The organism is Pseudomonas sp. NPDC012596, from assembly GCF_042902325.1.
Taxonomy (GTDB): domain Bacteria; phylum Pseudomonadota; class Gammaproteobacteria; order Pseudomonadales; family Pseudomonadaceae; genus Aquipseudomonas.
In genome coordinates this window covers 201708-217847 of the sequence record NZ_JBIBEB010000002.1, presented here as the reverse complement: position 1 = coordinate 217847, position 16140 = coordinate 201708, and the positions used below count along the sequence as shown (strand labels likewise).

Below are 16140 nucleotides of genomic sequence, written 5' to 3'. Positions count from 1 at the left end.
CGTCAATATTGGTATTGTTTTCGCAGGCCCTGCAAACAGGCCTGCGTTCACTCATAGAAAGCGTGCAGCGGGAGGTGCGTCATCCAGGACTTGCGGCTGACATCAACCGGCCTTGCGGCGTGAAACCTCCCGAGCAGCATGGGCAATGCAGGCCTCGCGGAACGCCTGGAAAAGGCGCCGGGAGACCGGGTTTTCGGCGAAACGCCATTCCGGGTGCCACTGCACGCCGAGGACAAAGCCCGGCGCATCAGGCATCGACACCGCTTCGATCAGGCCATCCGGGGCCCGTGCCTCGACACGCAGGCCTGGGGCCAGGCGGTCGATGCCCTGGCTGTGCAGCGAGTTGACCTCGAATTGCGCAGCCAGGCCCAGGCGCTCGAACACCCCGCCAGGCTCTATGCCGACAGGGTGACGAGGGCCGTACTGCACCTCCAGGGGTGCATCCTCAGGTTCTCGGTGGTCCAGGTAGCCCGGCAGCTCCTGCACACGCTGGTGCAAGCTGCCGCCAAGGGCCACGTTCAATTCCTGAAAGCCACGACAAATGCAGAACACCGGCACGCCGGCGGCAATGGCTGCCTGCAGCAGCGGCAAGGTCAGGCGGTCACGTGCAAGATCGTGCCGGGTCCCTTCCGCACTGGGGGCGCCATTGTAATGATGCGGCTCGACATTTGAAGGCGAGCCGGTAAAAAGAATACCGTCGAGCTGGGCCAGCAGCGCCTGTGTGTCGCTGCCGCCATCGCGGGCCGGCAGGATCAGCGGAAGCCCGGCAAAGCCGGCGGCCTCGACATACTTGTCGCCCACCGTGTGCGACGAGTTCTTCCCCACCTGCTGGCGGCAGGCGCTGACACCGATCAAGGGGACCGCATTTGCGCTCATGGGCTTACACCGTGTGCAGGTACCAGTTGTACTCGAGGTCGGAAATCGACACTTCGAACTCGGCCAGCTCGCTTTCTTTGCAGGCCACGAAGATATCGATGTAGTCCGGGCTGATGTATTGGTTGAGCACTTCGCTGTCATCCAGCGCACGCAGGGCGTCACGCAGGTTGTTCGGCAGGCTCTGCTCCAGCTGCTCGTACGAATTGCCTTCGATCGGCGCGCCAGGCTCGACCTTGCTGGTCAGGCCGTGGTGGATGCCGGCAAGCACGGCTGCGAGCATCAGATACGGGTTGGCGTCGGCGCCGGCAACGCGGTGCTCGATGCGCACGTTTTCGCTGCTGTCGGTCGGCACGCGAACGGCTACGGTGCGGTTGTCCAGGCCCCAGCTCGGCGCGTTGGGCACGTAGAACTGTGCGCCAAAGCGGCGGTACGAGTTGATGTTCGGGCAAAGAAACGCCATCGACGCCGGCATGGTCTCCAGCACGCCGCCAATGGCATGGCGCAGGGCATCGCTTTGCAGCGGGTCGTCATGGGCGAAGATGTTCTTGCCGGTTTTCTTGTCCAACAGCGAAATATGCACGTGCAGCCCGTTGCCCGCCTGGCCGGGGTAGGGCTTGGCCATGAAGGTTGTGTCCATTTCATGGTCGTAGGCGACGTTCTTGATCAGGCGCTTGAGCAGGATCGCGTAGTCGCAGGCCTTCAGCGGATCGGCCACGTGGTGCAGGTTGACTTCGAACTGCGCCGGGGCGCTTTCCTTGACGATCGCATCGGCCGGCAGGCCTTGCTCCTTGGCCGCTTCCAGCATGTCCTGGAGGCAGTCGGCATATTCGTCGAGGTCGTCGATGAGATAAACCTGGGTCGATTGCGGACGCTTGCCGGAGATCGGCGAACGCGGCGGTTGCGGGCGACCGTTGAGGTTGTCCTGGTCGATCAGGTAAAACTCCAGCTCGAACGCAGCGCAGATATCCAGCCCCAGGTCGTCGAATTTGCTCACCACCTGGCGAAGCACCTCGCGCGGGTCGGCGAAAAACGGCTCGCCTTCAATCTCGTGCATGGTCATCAGCAACTGGGCGGTGGGGCGTTTTTGCCAGGGTTCGTTGCACAGGGTGCCGGGGATCGGGAAGCAGATGCGGTCGGCATCGCCGATATCCAGGCCCAGGCCGGTGCTTTCAACCGTAGAGCCGTTGATATCCAGGGCAAACAACGAAGCCGGCAGGTTGATCCCCTTCTCGTACACCTTGTGCAGGCTGGCCCGCTCGATGCGCTTGCCGCGTACCACGCCGTTCATGTCGGAGATCAGCAGATCGACGTACTGGGTGTCCGGATGGGCCTGGAGGAAGTCTTTCATCTCGCTGGAAGAACTGGCGCACGGGGTGACCGACGTCATGGTGTACATCCTTTGATTTGCTGCGGCGATGTGGGGATACGGCTGGCGCCTCACGGGCGACGATGGTTGCAGCTGTTGTTTTTTTCACTTTCCCATCGTGGGGATTGGTTACCCGACCGGGCGCATTGATTCCCAGGGGCGGTTCCACTATAAAATGGCCTCAACGCAACAGACATTGGCATTTCGGCAAGCAGAGCGTGCACCAATGCAATATCAGATTACCCATGCCGACCTCTCGTTGGTCCTGGCCCTGGAGCGCGGGCGCTCATTGGCCAAGGCCGCCGAGCTGCTCAAAGTCGACGTTTCGACCGTGTTCCGTTCGATCCGACGGCTTGAATCGGCACTCGGCACCGCGCTGTTCGTCAAAAGCCGCAAAGGCTACCTGCCGACCGACACCGCGCAGGCCCTGGCCGAGCAGGCCGAACGCGCCGAGCAGGCGCTGGAAGCCGCGCGCATAGCCATGACCAGTGGCGAGCAGGTGGTCAGTGGTACCGTTCGTCTGACCTGTACCGAAGCGGTGATGCATAGCCTGCTGCTGCCGGCGCTGGCCGAATTCATGCCGAATTACCCGGCGCTGTCGCTGGAAATGGGCACCTCCAACACCTTTGCCAACCTCAGCCGGCGCGATGCCGACATCGCCCTGCGGCTGACCAATACACCGCCGGAGCACCTGGTCGGCCGCTGCCTGGGTTCCACGTCCTACGTGATCTGTGGCCAGCCGCAGTGGCGCGAGCGCTTGGCCGAGGGGCATGCGAGCGTGCCATGGATAGCCCCTGACGACTCGATGCAGGACCACCCAACCGTGGTCTGGCGCAACCAGCAATACCCGGGGCTGAGCCCCCGTTACCAGTGCAGCAGCATGTCGACCATCGCCCAGTTGGTAAGCACCGGGCTGGGCGTGGCGGCCCTTCCCGACTACATGGTGCATGCCCTGCCCGGCGTCGACGCCCTCAGCGGGCCACTGGCGGGGTGCGATACTCAGCTGTGGTTGCTGACCCGGCCAGATTGCCGCGCGTTGCGATCGGTGCAGACATTGTTCGAGGAACTGACACCGCGGTTGCGTGGCGCGATGTTGTGAGATACAAGATGAAGGTGTCTGTTCCGGGCCTTCGCGGGCAAGCCCGCTGCTGCAGCGATCGGCCCTGGCCTGTTGATTTACACTGATCCTGTGGCAGCGGGCTTGCCCGCGAAGCAAGCGCCACAGGTCTGCAAGGCAACCAGCCGGCAAAACAGCGCTTCCCTATTGGCTGGTGATTTTTTAAACTATCGAGTCCGCCTGCCCATATTGGGCTGCACGCCCATCGCATTTGCTACTGAGGAAGACCATGGCCCGCGTAACTGTTGAAGACTGCCTGGAACACGTGGATAACCGTTTTGAGCTGGTCATGCTCTCGACCAAGCGCGCCCGTCAGCTGGCTACCGGCGGCAAAGAGCCACGTGTAGCGTGGGAAAACGACAAACCAACCGTCGTTGCGCTGCGTGAAATCGCCGAAGGCATCGTCACCAACGAATTCATCGCTGCTGAAGAGATCGTCACCGAGGATCCGGTCTTCGCCGCGTTCGAGGACGAGTCCAACGAGGCTGTCTAAGCCATGCCTGGTCGACGTCGCGCGGCACAAGGCCCTCTTCCTCGGCAAGAGGTGAAACCATGCCGGGCATAGAAGCCTTAGCCGAACGGCTGTCGACCTACCTGGGCCCCGAGCAGGTCAACCTGGTTCGCCGGGCCTATTTTTACGCCGAACAGGCCCACGACGGGCAGCGCCGCCGCAGTGGCGAGCCCTACGTGACCCATCCGCTGGCTGTGGCCAGCATCCTCGCCGACATGCACATGGACCATCAAAGCCTGATGGCGGCCATGCTGCACGACGTAATCGAAGACACCGGCATCGCCAAGGAAGCTCTCAGCCAGCAGTTTGGCGAGACGGTTGCCGAGCTGGTCGATGGGGTCAGCAAACTGACCCAGATGAACTTCGAGACCAAAGCCGAGGCGCAGGCCGAAAACTTCCAGAAGATGGCCATGGCCATGGCCCGCGACATCCGTGTGATTCTGGTCAAGCTGGCCGACCGCCTGCACAACATGCGCACCCTGGAAGTGCTGTCTGGCGAAAAACGCCGACGCATCGCCAAGGAAACCCTCGAAATCTACGCCCCCATTGCCAACCGCCTGGGTATGCACACGGTGCGCGTCGAGTTTGAAGACCTCGGCTTCAAGGCCATGCACCCGATGCGGTCATCGCTGATCCACCGGGCGGTGAAAAGCGCTCGCGGCAACCGCAAAGAGATTGTCGCCAAGATCGAACACTCGCTGGCCAACTGCCTGGCCGCCGACGGTATCCAGGGCGAAGTCAGCGGGCGGCAGAAACACCTCTATGGCATCTACAAGAAGATGCGCGGCAAGCGCCGCGCCTTCACCGAGATCATGGACGTGTACGCCTTCCGCATCATCGTTGACAAGGTCGACACCTGCTACCGCGTGCTCGGCGCCGTGCACAACCTGTACAAGCCGCTGCCCGGGCGCTTCAAGGATTACATCGCGATCCCCAAGGCCAACGGCTATCAGTCGTTGCACACCACGCTGTTCGGCATGCACGGCGTACCCATCGAAATCCAGATTCGTACCCGCGAGATGGAAGAGATGGCCAACAACGGCATCGCTGCGCACTGGCTGTACAAGTCCAACGACGACGAGCAGCCCAAAGGCAGCCACGCCCGCGCCCGCCAGTGGGTCAAGGGCATCCTCGAACTGCAGCAGCGTGCCGGCAACTCGCTCGAGTTCATCGAGAGCGTGAAGATTGACCTGTTCCCCGACGAGGTCTACGTCTTTACGCCCAAAGGCCGGATCATGGAGCTGCCCAAAGGCTCCACCGCCGTCGACTTTGCCTACGCGGTGCACACCGATGTCGGCAACAGCTGCATCGCCTGCCGCATCAACCGGCGCCTGGCGCCGCTGTCCGAGCCACTGCAGAGCGGCTCGACGGTCGAGATCGTCAGCGCCCCGGGCGCACGGCCAAACCCGGCCTGGCTCAACTTCGTGGTCACCGGCAAGGCCCGCACGCACATCCGCCACGCGCTCAAGCAGCAACGCCGCTCCGAGTCGATCAGCCTCGGCGAGCGCCTGCTGAACAAAGTGCTGACCGGCTTCGACAGCAGCCTGGAGAAGATCCCGCAGGAGCGCGTCAACGCGATCCTCGCCGAGTACCGCCTCGAGCTGATCGAAGACTTGCTCGAAGACATCGGCCTGGGCAACCGCATGGCCTATGTGGTCGCCCGCCGCCTGCTGTCCGCCGAAGGCGAACAGCTGCCGGCACCGGAGGGCCCGCTGGCCATCCGAGGCACCGAAGGCCTGGTATTGAGCTACGCCAAGTGCTGCACGCCGATCCCGGGCGACCCGATCGTCGGCCACCTGTCGGCTGGCAAAGGCATGGTCGTGCACTTGGAGAACTGCCGCAACATCAGTGAAATCCGCCATAACCCCGAGAAATGCGTGCAGCTTTCCTGGGCCAAGGACATCACCGGCGAATTCAATGTCGAATTGCGTGTCGAGCTGGAGCACCAGCGTGGCCTGATTGCGTTGCTGGCCAGCAGCGTCAATGCCGCCGACGGCAACATCGAGAAGATCAGCATGGATGAACGCGACGGCCGCATCAGCGTTGTCCAACTGGTGGTCAGCGTGCACGACCGCGTGCACCTGGCTCGTGTGATCAAGAAGCTGCGTACGCTGACCGGCGTGGTCCGCATCACCCGCATGCGTACGTAGTCCGCCAACCGCAAGGAGTCATCATGAGCAAGACCGTCATCAACAGCGACAAGGCCCCTGCCGCCATCGGTACCTACTCGCAAGCGATCAAGGCCGGCAACACCGTGTACATGTCGGGCCAGATCCCGCTGGACCCGAAAACCATGGAGCTGGTCGAAGGCTTCGAAGCCCAGACCGTGCAGGTGTTCGAGAACCTCAAGTCGGTGGCCGAAGCCGCTGGCGGTTCGTTCAAGGACATCGTCAAGCTGAACATCTTCCTCACCGACCTGAGCCACTTCGCCAAGGTCAACGAAGTGATGGGCCGCTACTTCGAGCAGCCGTACCCAGCCCGCGCCGCCATTGGCGTTGCCGCGCTGCCGAAAGGCGCCCAGGTCGAAATGGACGCCATCCTGGTCATCGAGTGATGCCGCAGGTGACGGGCGCCCTGCCCGTCACCTTCCTGTTCAAGGTTACCCACCATGCGTCAAGCACTGCCCCTCGCGCTGGCAGCCCTGCTTCTGAGCGGCTGCGCCAGTCACAAACCCGAAGATTTCAACGGCACCTGGATCAACCAGGACGCCATCAAAGCCGCCGTCAAAGGTGGCAGCCTGCGCCAAGCGCTGAACGAACATGGCCCGGTCTTCGAGTGGAAGCTCGATGTGGCCAATCAGCAAGCCAGCTTCAGTAACGGCTTCGAGGCTGCCGATGGCCAACTGATCGCCAACGACAAGCAATGGCAAGCCAGCTTCCCGGGCGGCCAGACCGATCAACTGGCACTGGATGGCGACGAACTTAAAACCGTCGACCCGTCCGGCGCCGAACAGACCTTCATGCGCGCCCAGCAGCCCGGCAATGCGCCGCTGGGTGGCAGCTTTGAAAAAGCGCTGTACCAGGCGTACCTAGGTGGTGAGTGGAAGATCATCGAAGGTGAGGGCAAAGGCAGCATGGTGCGTTTCGCCGACAACGGCAGCGTGACCGGCCTGCCCGGCCCCGACCGTTATGCGCTGTGCCTGGCGGGCGACTGCGCCAGCATGGGCGGCAGCAACGACAGCCTGTGGCTGGAGCGCAACCAGCGCGGCGCGCCGTTCATCTTCAAGCGTGATGACGACAAGCTGGAGATCTTCCAGGCGGTGAACCGTGCGCAGCCGGATGAGATGCCACAGTTGGCTGCTGGTGCTCGTCAGTGGGTGCTGGAGAAGGACTGACTCACGTCCCGCGTGACTTCACAGACCTCATCGCCGGCAAGCCGGCTCCCATGGTTACAGTGCGGGCCTCAGGCCTGACACTACCCAGAGTGGGAGCCAGCTTGCCGGCGATAGGGCCAGCAGGACACAGCAGGTTTCAGCCTTCGCCTTTCAGGATGGCCGCGTACCCTTCTTTGTAACTGGCATACTGCGGCACCCAGCCCAACGCTCGCACCCGGGCATTGCTGCAACGCTTGCTGCCGGTACGGCGCACCCGCTGTTCATCGGACCATTCGGTGACGCCCATGTACGAACGAAGCCAGGCCACCACATCGGCCAGTGGCGCCGGGTCATCGTCGACACCTATGTAGCAATCGTCCAACGCCACGCCATCGGCGTCGGCCTGCAGCAGGAACGCCAACAGGCTGGCAGCATCCTCGGCATGAATGCGGTTGCCATAAAGTGGCGGCTCTTCAGCCACTCGGTACCCTTGGCGCACCTGGCTCAGTAACCACTCACGGCCCGGCCCGTAAATACCGGTCAGCCGCACGATACTGGCCGGGATGCCGCTGCCCAGCGCCAGCCGCTCGGCCTCCAGCATCACACGGCCCGAATACCCTTCAGGCTCGGTGGCCGCGGTCTCATCGACCCACTCACCGTCTTTTTGTGCAAATACGCTGCTGCTGGATACGAACAGCAGGCGCCGCGGCTGTTGCCCGCGCTCCGCCAGCCACACCAGCACATGGCGCAAACCTTCAACGTACGCAGCCTGATAGCCGGCTTCGTCATGCTGGCTGGCGGCTACGCAGTACACCAGGTAATCGGGCGCGCGCTGCGGCCAGGCTTGCGGAATGCCTGGGTCGGCGAGGTCGGCAGCGACCGGCACAACACCCTGCGCAAGCTGATCGATCGAGCGCCGCAGGCCACTCACCTGCCAGCCACGAGCAAGCAGTTGCCGGGCCAAGCGACCACCTACATCGCCACAACCTACGATCATTGCGGAAAGGTCTGACATCACAAAACTCCCTAGACCAAAGGCTCAGGCTAGCCGGATTACACGATAGGCGGCTAGACCATAGGCGAAAAAAGCAACAAGATTACTTTTGTTAACAAGAATTACTTGCAATAATGGCGCCCCTATATGTTCTCGGCCTATCTCGAGGCCTTGGAGAACGCTCACTCTTTTTCTTCATCAGGTCCGGCCAGCATGACACGTACTCAACCTTCCGCTTCGCCAACCCCGTCGCGCGCCTGGCGCGCCATCGCCGCGCTGATGTTCAGCCTGGTGCTGGCCCCAGTGGCCATGGCCGATGAGCCTAACGCCAACGCCGCCACCCCGGCTGCCGCAGCTGCCCCGGCCAATCCGGCACCGGCTGCAGCCGATGGCCAGGCCGCCACTCCGGTCGATGCCGCTGCACCCGCCGCCGCCGACCCAGCCGTGCAGGAACTGGTCGAAGATACCTCGCTAGGCATGGCCCACGACCTGTCCCCATGGGGCATGTACAAGAACGCCGACATCGTGGTCAAGATCGTCATGATCGGCCTGGCCATCGCCTCGATCATCACCTGGACCATCTGGATCGCCAAAGGCTTCGAGCTGATGGGCGCCAAGCGTCGCCTGCGCGGCGAGATCGCCCAGCTGAAGAAATCCGCCAGCCTCAAGGAAGCCAGCGACGTCTCCAACAAGGAAGGCACACTGGCCCATACCCTGGTCCACGATGCCCTCGAAGAGATGCGCCTGTCGGCCAACGCGCGCGAAAAAGAAGGCATCAAGGAACGCGTCAGCTTCCGCCTGGAGCGTCTGGTTGCCGCCAGCGGTCGTACCATGAGCAGCGGCACCGGCGTGCTGGCCACCATCGGTTCCACCGCACCGTTCGTGGGCCTGTTCGGTACCGTGTGGGGCATCATGAACAGCTTCATCGGCATCGCCAAAACCCAGACCACCAACCTGGCCGTGGTCGCCCCAGGTATCGCCGAAGCCCTGCTGGCCACTGCCCTGGGCCTGGTTGCAGCAATCCCTGCCGTGGTGATCTACAACGTCTTCGCTCGCTCCATCGCCGGTTACAAGGCACAGGTTTCCGACGCGTCGGCGCAGGTCCTGCTGCTGGTCAGCCGTGACCTCGACCATCAGGGTGGCGAGCGCGCCGCCCCGCACATGGTGAAAGTGGGGTAAGCCATGGGCCTGCATCTCAACGAAGGTGGCGACGACCTCGCCGAAAACCACGAAATCAACGTCACGCCGTTCATCGACGTCATGTTGGTACTGCTGATCATCTTCATGGTTGCTGCGCCCCTGGCCACAGTCGACATTAAAGTCGACCTGCCAGCCTCGACCGCCAAACCGGCACCGAGGCCCGAAAAACCGGTGTTCGTCAGCGTCAAGGCCGACCAGAAGCTGTATGTCGGCGACGATCAGGTGCCTGCCCCCGACCGCCTTGGCCCGATGCTCGACGCCAAGACCAAGGGTGACAAGGAAACCACCATCTTCTTCCAGGCCGATAAAGGCGTGGATTACGGTGACCTGATGGAAGTGATGAACAACATGCGCGCGGCCGGCTACCTCAAGGTCGGTCTGGTAGGTCTAGAGACGGCAGCCAAGAAATGACGAAACCGCGCTCAAACGTGGCGCGCTACGGTGGCAGCCTGGCGATCGTGCTGGGCGTGCACGTGGTCGCTGTGCTGCTGACGCTCAACTGGTCGGTGCCCCAGGCCATCGAACTGCCCCCGGCAGCCATGATGGTCGAGCTGGCACCGCTGCCCGAGCCCGCACCGCCACCACCCCCCAAGGCCGCACCACAGCCGCCGGCACCGGTTGAAGAACCGCCGTTGCCAAAAGTTGCCGAGGCGCCAAAACCGAAAATCGCCATCGCCAAGCCGCCCAAGCCCAAACCCAAGCCTCAACCGCCGAAGCCTGAGAAAAAGCCTGAGCCGCCGAAAGATGAACCACCGGCCAAGGAACAAGTAGCCGACACGCCGCCAAGCAACACGCCACCGCAGAAGTCGGCGGCACCGGCGCCAAGCATTGCCTCCAATAGCCAAGCGTTGCCGACCTGGCAGAGCGACCTGCTGCGCCACCTGGCGAAGTACAAGCGCTACCCGGAAGACGCACGCCGTCGCGGCCTGCAGGGCATCAACCGCCTGCGGTTCGTGGTCGACGCCGAAGGCAAGGTGGTTTCGTACTCGATGGCTGGCGGTTCGGGCAGCGCGGCACTGGACCGGGCAACCCTGGAAATGATCCGCCGAGCTGGCACCGTACCCAAGCCGCCAGCAGAGTTGCTGAACAACGGCACGATCGAAGTAGTGGCACCGTTCGTCTACTCGCTGGACCGTCGCTGATACTTTTGTTTCTGTCACAAATCGGCAAGTCTGATAACGTGCGTCTATCAATTGCAGCCGCTATGCTGGGCTCGCAACTTCATGGACGCACGTTATGACCCTCACAGAATTACGCTACATCGTCACCCTCGCCCAGGAGCAGCACTTCGGCCACGCCGCCGAGCGTTGCCATGTTAGCCAGCCGACCCTGTCCGTCGGGGTGAAGAAGCTCGAGGACGAGCTTGGCGTGCTGATCTTCGAACGCAGCAAGAGCGCGGTGCGCCTGACCCCGGTCGGCGAAAGCATCGTCGCCCAGGCGCAGAAGGTACTGGAGCAGGCCCAAGGTATTCGTGAGCTGGCCCAGGCCGGTAAGAACCAGCTGACCGCCCCGCTCAAGGTCGGCGCCATCTATACCGTCGGCCCTTATCTGTTCCCGCACCTGATCCCCCAGCTGCACCGTGTGGCGCCGCAGATGCCGCTGTACATCGAAGAAAACTTCACCCACGTGCTGCGCGAAAAACTGCGCAACGGCGAACTGGACGCGGTGATCATTGCCCTGCCGTTCAACGAGGCCGACGTGTTGACCCTGCCGCTGTACGATGAGCCTTTCTGTGCCCTGATGCCTGCCGACCACCCATGGACGGCGAAAAAGACCATCGACACCGCCATGCTCAACGACAAGAGCCTGCTGCTGCTCGGCGAGGGTCACTGCTTCCGCGACCAGGTCCTGGAAGCCTGCCCGACATTGAACAAAGGCGGTGAAGGTGCCAAGCACACCACGGTCGAGTCCAGCTCGCTGGAAACCATCCGCCACATGGTCGCCTCGGGCCTGGGCGTGTCGATCCTGCCGCTGTCGGCGGTGCACAGCCACCATTACGCACCGGGCATCATCGAAGTGCGCCCGCTTACCGCGCCAGCACCGTTCCGTACCGTAGCCATCGCCTGGCGCGCCAGCTTCCCCCGGCCGAAGGCCATCGAGATCCTTGCCGACTCGATCCGCCTCTGCTCGGTGGCCAAGCCGGCTGTGGAACAAACGGCCTGATTCATGACTGAGCTGTCGAAGGTCTCGGTCACCGCGCTCAAGGGCGTAGGCGAAGCCATGGCGGAAAAACTCGCCAAGGTCGGCCTGGAAAACCTGCAGGACGTACTGTTCCACCTGCCCCTGCGTTACCAGGACCGCACCCGCGTGGTGCCTATCGGTGCCCTGCGCCCGGGTCAGGATGCCGTGATCGAGGGTGTGGTCAGTGGTGCCGATGTGACCATGGGCAAGCGCCGCAGCCTTGTCGTGCGCCTTGGTGATGGCACCGGCGTGCTGAGCCTGCGCTTCTATCACTTCAGCAATGCGCAAAAAGAAGGCCTCAAGCGTGGCACCCACTTGCGCTGTTACGGCGAGGCCCGGCCCGGCGCCTCGGGCCTGGAGATTTACCACCCCGAGTACCGTGCACTGAATGGCGATGAGCCGCCGCCCCCGGTCGAGCAGACCCTGACGCCGATCTACCCGTCCACCGAGGGCCTCACTCAGCAGCGCCTGCGCCTGCTCTGCCAGCAGAGCCTGGGCATGCTGGGCCCGCGCAGCCTGCCAGACTGGCTGCCGGACGAGTTGGCCCGGGATTACCACCTGGCGCCGCTGGACGACGCTATCCGCTACCTGCACAACCCGCCAGCCGACGCCGACCTCGATGAACTCGCCGAGGGCCAGCACTGGGCCCAGCACCGCCTGGCCTTCGAAGAGCTGCTCACCCACCAGCTGTCGCAACAGCGCCTGCGTGAAAGCCTGCGCAGCCTGCGGGCGCCAGTGCTGCCCAAGGCCAAGCGCCTGCAGGCGCAGTACTTGGCCAACCTGGGCTTCCAGCCCACCGGCGCGCAACAGCGGGTGGCCAACGAGATCGCCTACGACCTCAGCCAGGCCGAGCCAATGCTGCGCCTGGTGCAGGGCGATGTCGGCGCCGGAAAGACCGTGGTTGCCGCCTTGGCTGCACTGCAGGCGCTGGAAGCCGGCTACCAGGTGGCGCTGATGGCCCCGACCGAAATCCTCGCCGAACAGCACTACATCACCTTCAAGCGCTGGCTCGAACCGCTGGGCCTGGAGGTCGCCTGGCTGGCCGGCAAGCTCAAGGGCAAGGCCCGCGCCAGCGCCCTGGAGCAGATCGCCAACGGCGCACCGATGGTGGTGGGTACCCATGCGCTGTTCCAGGAAGAAGTGCAGTTCAAGCACTTGGCCCTGGCGATCATCGACGAGCAGCACCGGTTCGGTGTGCAGCAGCGCCTGGCCCTGCGCAAGAAGGGTGTTGCCGGCGAATTGTGCCCGCACCAGCTGATCATGACCGCCACACCAATCCCGCGAACCCTTGCCATGAGCGCCTATGCCGACCTCGACACCTCGGTGCTCGACGAGCTGCCGCCAGGACGTACGCCGGTGAATACCGTGCTGGTCGTCGACAGCCGCCGCTTCGAAGTGGTCGAGCGGGTGCGCGCCGCATGCGCCGAGGGGCGCCAGGCCTACTGGGTCTGCACCTTGATCGAAGAATCCGAAGAGCTGACCTGCCAGGCGGCCGAAAGCACTTATGAAGAGCTTGGCAGCGCCTTGGGCGAGCTGCGCGTGGGCCTGATCCACGGGCGCATGAAGCCTGCGGAAAAGGCCGCAGTGATGGCTGAATTCAAGCAAGGCAACCTGCAGCTACTGGTCGCAACCACGGTGATCGAGGTGGGCGTGGATGTGCCCAACGCAAGCCTGATGATCATTGAGAACCCTGAGCGCCTGGGCCTGGCCCAGCTGCACCAGCTGCGCGGTCGTGTAGGCCGGGGCAGCGCGGTTAGCCACTGTGTATTGCTCTATCACCCGCCGTTGTCACAGATCGGCCGCGAACGCCTGGGGATCATGCGCGAAACCAACGACGGCTTCATCATCGCCGAAAAAGACCTGGAGCTGCGCGGCCCTGGCGAAATGCTCGGCACGCGCCAGACCGGCCTGCTGCAGTTCAAGGTCGCCGACCTGATGCGCGATGCCGACCTGTTGCCAGCCGTGCGCGATGCAGCCCAGGCCCTGATTGCGCGCTGGCCGGAGCATGTCAGCCCACTCCTCGACCGCTGGCTGCGTCATGGCCAGCAATATGGCCAAGTGTGACGCCAGTACCAGAATGGATCCAGCTTTGCGACCAGACTGGTTATACTTCGCGTTTAAAAGAATCAGTGGATACGGACCATGACTGAAGTTGCCCTGGACACCGCAGCCCCACACACACCGTCTGTCATCCGGCTGTTGCTCGAAAAACTCGGCATAGCCTACCGCGAGGTGCCAGAGCACCCGCAACTGCCAGCCAGCTCACGCGTGCAGGCGATCCTGCTCGACGACGAGATTGGCGCATTGATGGTGCTGTTTCCGCAGAGCAAGCTGCTGGACCTCAATCGCCTTGAGGAACTGACCGGCCGCAAGCTCAAGGCCGTGCCGGTGGCACGCCTCACGCAGATGCTCGACAAGCACCACCTCAAGGCCCTGCCGGCCATTCCGGCACTCACCAGCTCGCCCTGCCTCTACGAAGAAAAGTTGCTCGGTGCCGAAAGGTTGCTGATCCAGTCCGGCGAAGCCGGCCTGTTATTGGAAATCGAGCCCGACGACTTCAAGCGCATGTTGAAAAAGGCCAGCGCTGGCAGTTTCGGCCAACCGGTTCGGGAGATTCGCCCCAACCTCGACCGCCCGGACGACGACTCCAAAGAGATTACCCAGGCCGTTCAGGCATTCACTGCCCGGCGCATCCAGAAACGCCTGGAAGAAACCATCGAGATTCCACCGCTGGCCAATACCGCGCAGAAGATCATCAAGCTGCGTGTCGACCCTAACGCCAGCATCGACGATATCACCGGCGTGGTCGAAACCGACCCGGCGCTGGCCGCCCAGGTGATCAGCTGGGCGGCATCGCCCTACTACGCATCACCTGGCAAGATCCGTTCGGTGGAAGATGCCATCGTTCGGGTGCTGGGCTTTGATCTGGTCATCAACCTGGCCCTTGGCCTAGCGCTGGGCAAGACCTTGAGCCTGCCCAAGGATCAACCGCAGCAGGCCACCCCGTACTGGCAGCAGTCGATCTACACTGCTGCGATCATCGAAGGCCTGACCCGCGCCATGCCGCGCGCAGAGCGGCCTGAAGCCGGCCTGGCTTACCTGTCGGGGTTGCTGCACAACTTCGGTTACCTGCTGCTGGCGCACGTGTTCCCGCCGCACTTCTCGCTGATTTGCCGGCATCTGGAGGTCAACCCGCACCTGTGCCACACCTATGTTGAACAGCACCTGCTGGGCATCAGCCGCGAGCAGATCGGTGCCTGGCTGATGAAGCTGTGGGACATGCCTGAAGAGCTGTCCACTGCGCTGCGCTTCCAGCACGACCCGGCGTATGAGGGCGAGAACGCGGCGTACCCGAACCTGGTATGCCTGGCGACTCGCCTGCTGCGCACGCGCGGGATTGGCTCGGGGCCGCAGGAGGCGATTCCCGATGAATTGCTGGAGCGCCTGGGGATCACCCGGGACAAGGCTGAGGACGTGGTGAACAAGGTGCTCGAGGCCGAGACCTTGTTGCGCGAGCTGGCTTCGCAGTTCAACGCGCCGCATTGATTTGCCTGGGGGCCGCTACGCGGCCCCAACGATTTCAGCCCTTCTTCTTCTTCGGCTTCAGGTACTTCATCAAGCCCTGGAACCACATCACCAAAGCCGGATTGCCCTTGATCTGGATGCTCTTGTCCTGAATCCCCTGCATGAACGCCAGCTGCTTGTTGCTCGCCTGCATCGTGGCAAAGCCGTAGGCCGCGTCCTTGAAGGCTATGGCGAAGGCCGGTTGGGGATGGCTGCCGCCCTTGCTGCTGATGCGTTCGCCGCTGACGATGAAGTGCCGGGCAACCTTGCCGTCCAGCGTCTGCATCTGGAACACCAGATCCTTGTCCTTGAGCTGTTGCTGAAACGCCGGGTTGTTACGGCTGGCCCTGGCCATCAGCAGCCCCATGGCCCAGAGCAGAAAGCGAAACTTCATCAACGTGCCCCGAATAAAAAATGACTGAGGCGCGCAGTTTAGCCTTTTCCGGAACTATTTATGCAAGTTCGCTGCACGATGTTTGCAGAACGAACAACGGGCGCCCGGAGGCGCCCGTTTGGACAGAGGCTGAGGGTTTGTCAGGCGTCGATCACTTGGCTTTCTTGGCCGGCTTGGCGGGAACGTTGACGCTGTCGCGCAGGTTCTTGCCAGGTTTGAAGGCAACGGTATTGCTGGCCTTGATCTTTACCGGCTCACCGGTCTGGGGGTTCTTGCCGGTACGCGCACCCCGATGGCGTTTTTCGAAGGTGCCGAAACCGACCAGCGTAACGGTGTCCTTGTCCAGGGCACCGGTGATGCTGTCGAGAATCGCATTCAGCACCTCATTGGCCTTTTCCTTGGTCAGATCGGCCTTTTCGGCGATGACGGCGGCGAGTTCTGGTTTACGCATAGTGAAGCCTCTTTGACGGGATTTCTTGTTGTTATTGCCGTGCTGCCAGAAAGCAGCGTTCAAGGCACCGCAGGCTCTAATCTGCGGCAGACGGAAGTGAGAATGGCACGCCCTCCGGGGCCGCGCCAGTATCTGGGCGGCCATTGTGCAGGCAATAACAGGATAAACCCGAC

General features: G+C 62.9%; 16 protein-coding genes. 11 read left to right on the top strand and 5 right to left on the bottom strand.

Features of this window, described 5'->3' with window-relative positions; translation table 11 throughout:
- Positions 1–102 precede the first annotated feature (102 nt).
- Together ACFY68_RS03545 and ACFY68_RS03540 are read right to left on the bottom strand one after the other, a co-directional pair.
- Positions 103–876 (bottom strand): gamma-glutamyl-gamma-aminobutyrate hydrolase family protein, encoded by a 774-nt coding sequence (locus tag ACFY68_RS03545; RefSeq protein WP_387523304.1) that lies wholly within the window; start codon positions 874–876, stop codon positions 103–105.
- A 4-nt stretch (positions 877–880) separates the two neighbouring features.
- Complete coding sequence (locus ACFY68_RS03540; protein WP_387523796.1) at positions 881–2224, bottom strand: glutamine synthetase family protein; 1344 nt, start codon at positions 2222–2224, stop codon at positions 881–883.
- A gap of 244 nt (positions 2225–2468) precedes the next feature.
- On the opposite strand from ACFY68_RS03540, the gene ACFY68_RS03535 reads away from it, so the two are divergent.
- From ACFY68_RS03535 to ACFY68_RS03515, 5 genes are all read left to right on the top strand, one after another.
- Positions 2469–3341 carry a LysR family transcriptional regulator gene (locus ACFY68_RS03535; RefSeq protein WP_346612656.1) on the top strand — a complete coding sequence of 291 codons (873 nt, stop codon included), beginning with the start codon at positions 2469–2471 and terminating at the stop codon, positions 3339–3341.
- Between the two features lie 247 nt (positions 3342–3588).
- Positions 3589–3852, top strand: coding sequence for a DNA-directed RNA polymerase subunit omega (gene rpoZ, locus ACFY68_RS03530; protein WP_012312123.1), 264 nt, complete (start codon positions 3589–3591; stop codon positions 3850–3852).
- Positions 3853–3911: 59 nt separating this feature from the next.
- Positions 3912–6020 carry a bifunctional GTP diphosphokinase/guanosine-3',5'-bis pyrophosphate 3'-pyrophosphohydrolase gene (gene spoT / locus ACFY68_RS03525; protein ID WP_346612657.1) on the top strand — a complete coding sequence of 703 codons (2109 nt, stop codon included), beginning with the start codon at positions 3912–3914 and terminating at the stop codon, positions 6018–6020.
- A gap of 23 nt (positions 6021–6043) precedes the next feature.
- Entirely contained in the window at positions 6044–6424 is a 381-nt protein-coding gene (locus ACFY68_RS03520) for a RidA family protein (protein ID WP_043199829.1), read from the top strand.
- 54 nt (positions 6425–6478) lie between these two features.
- Entirely contained in the window at positions 6479–7204 is a 726-nt protein-coding gene (locus ACFY68_RS03515; RefSeq protein WP_387523299.1) for a hypothetical protein, read from the top strand.
- Positions 7205–7340: 136 nt separating this feature from the next.
- Here the strand turns inward: ACFY68_RS03515 and ACFY68_RS03510 are convergent, their stop codons facing one another.
- Positions 7341–8198: an SDR family oxidoreductase gene (locus ACFY68_RS03510; RefSeq protein WP_387523296.1), complete on the bottom strand. Its 858-nt coding sequence runs from the start codon at positions 8196–8198 to the stop codon at positions 7341–7343.
- 192 nt (positions 8199–8390) lie between these two features.
- Here ACFY68_RS03510 and exbB point away from each other — a divergent pair, with 192 nt between their 5' ends.
- The 6 genes from exbB to ACFY68_RS03480 all read left to right on the top strand — a co-directional run bounded on the left by exbB (position 8391) and on the right by ACFY68_RS03480 (position 15104).
- Positions 8391–9356: a tonB-system energizer ExbB gene (exbB, locus tag ACFY68_RS03505; RefSeq protein ID WP_387523294.1), complete on the top strand. Its 966-nt coding sequence runs from the start codon at positions 8391–8393 to the stop codon at positions 9354–9356.
- Positions 9357–9359: 3 nt separating this feature from the next.
- A complete protein-coding gene (exbD, locus tag ACFY68_RS03500; protein ID WP_028632883.1) occupies positions 9360–9788 on the top strand; it encodes a TonB system transport protein ExbD in 429 nt (142 codons plus the stop codon).
- Entirely contained in the window at positions 9785–10519 is a 735-nt protein-coding gene (locus tag ACFY68_RS03495) for an energy transducer TonB (RefSeq protein ID WP_346612661.1), read from the top strand. Before exbD ends, ACFY68_RS03495 begins: the two co-directional genes overlap by 4 nt.
- Positions 10520–10613: 94 nt before the next feature.
- Complete coding sequence (locus ACFY68_RS03490; RefSeq protein ID WP_346612662.1) at positions 10614–11540, top strand: LysR substrate-binding domain-containing protein; 927 nt, start codon at positions 10614–10616, stop codon at positions 11538–11540.
- Positions 11541–11543: 3 nt separating this feature from the next.
- Positions 11544–13622, top strand: a complete 2079-nt coding sequence (recG, locus tag ACFY68_RS03485) for an ATP-dependent DNA helicase RecG (protein ID WP_346612663.1) — start codon at positions 11544–11546, stop codon at positions 13620–13622.
- A gap of 78 nt (positions 13623–13700) precedes the next feature.
- Entirely contained in the window at positions 13701–15104 is a 1404-nt protein-coding gene (locus ACFY68_RS03480) for an HDOD domain-containing protein (protein ID WP_387523289.1), read from the top strand.
- 34 nt (positions 15105–15138) lie between these two features.
- Here ACFY68_RS03480 and ACFY68_RS03475 read toward each other — a convergent pair whose 3' ends face one another.
- Both ACFY68_RS03475 and ACFY68_RS03470 read right to left on the bottom strand, forming a co-directional pair.
- Entirely contained in the window at positions 15139–15516 is a 378-nt protein-coding gene (locus ACFY68_RS03475) for a helicase (protein ID WP_387523286.1), read from the bottom strand.
- Between the two features lie 151 nt (positions 15517–15667).
- Positions 15668–15967 (bottom strand): HU family DNA-binding protein, encoded by a 300-nt coding sequence (locus ACFY68_RS03470; protein WP_387523283.1) that lies wholly within the window; start codon positions 15965–15967, stop codon positions 15668–15670.
- Between the last annotated feature and the right edge of the window lie 173 nt (positions 15968–16140).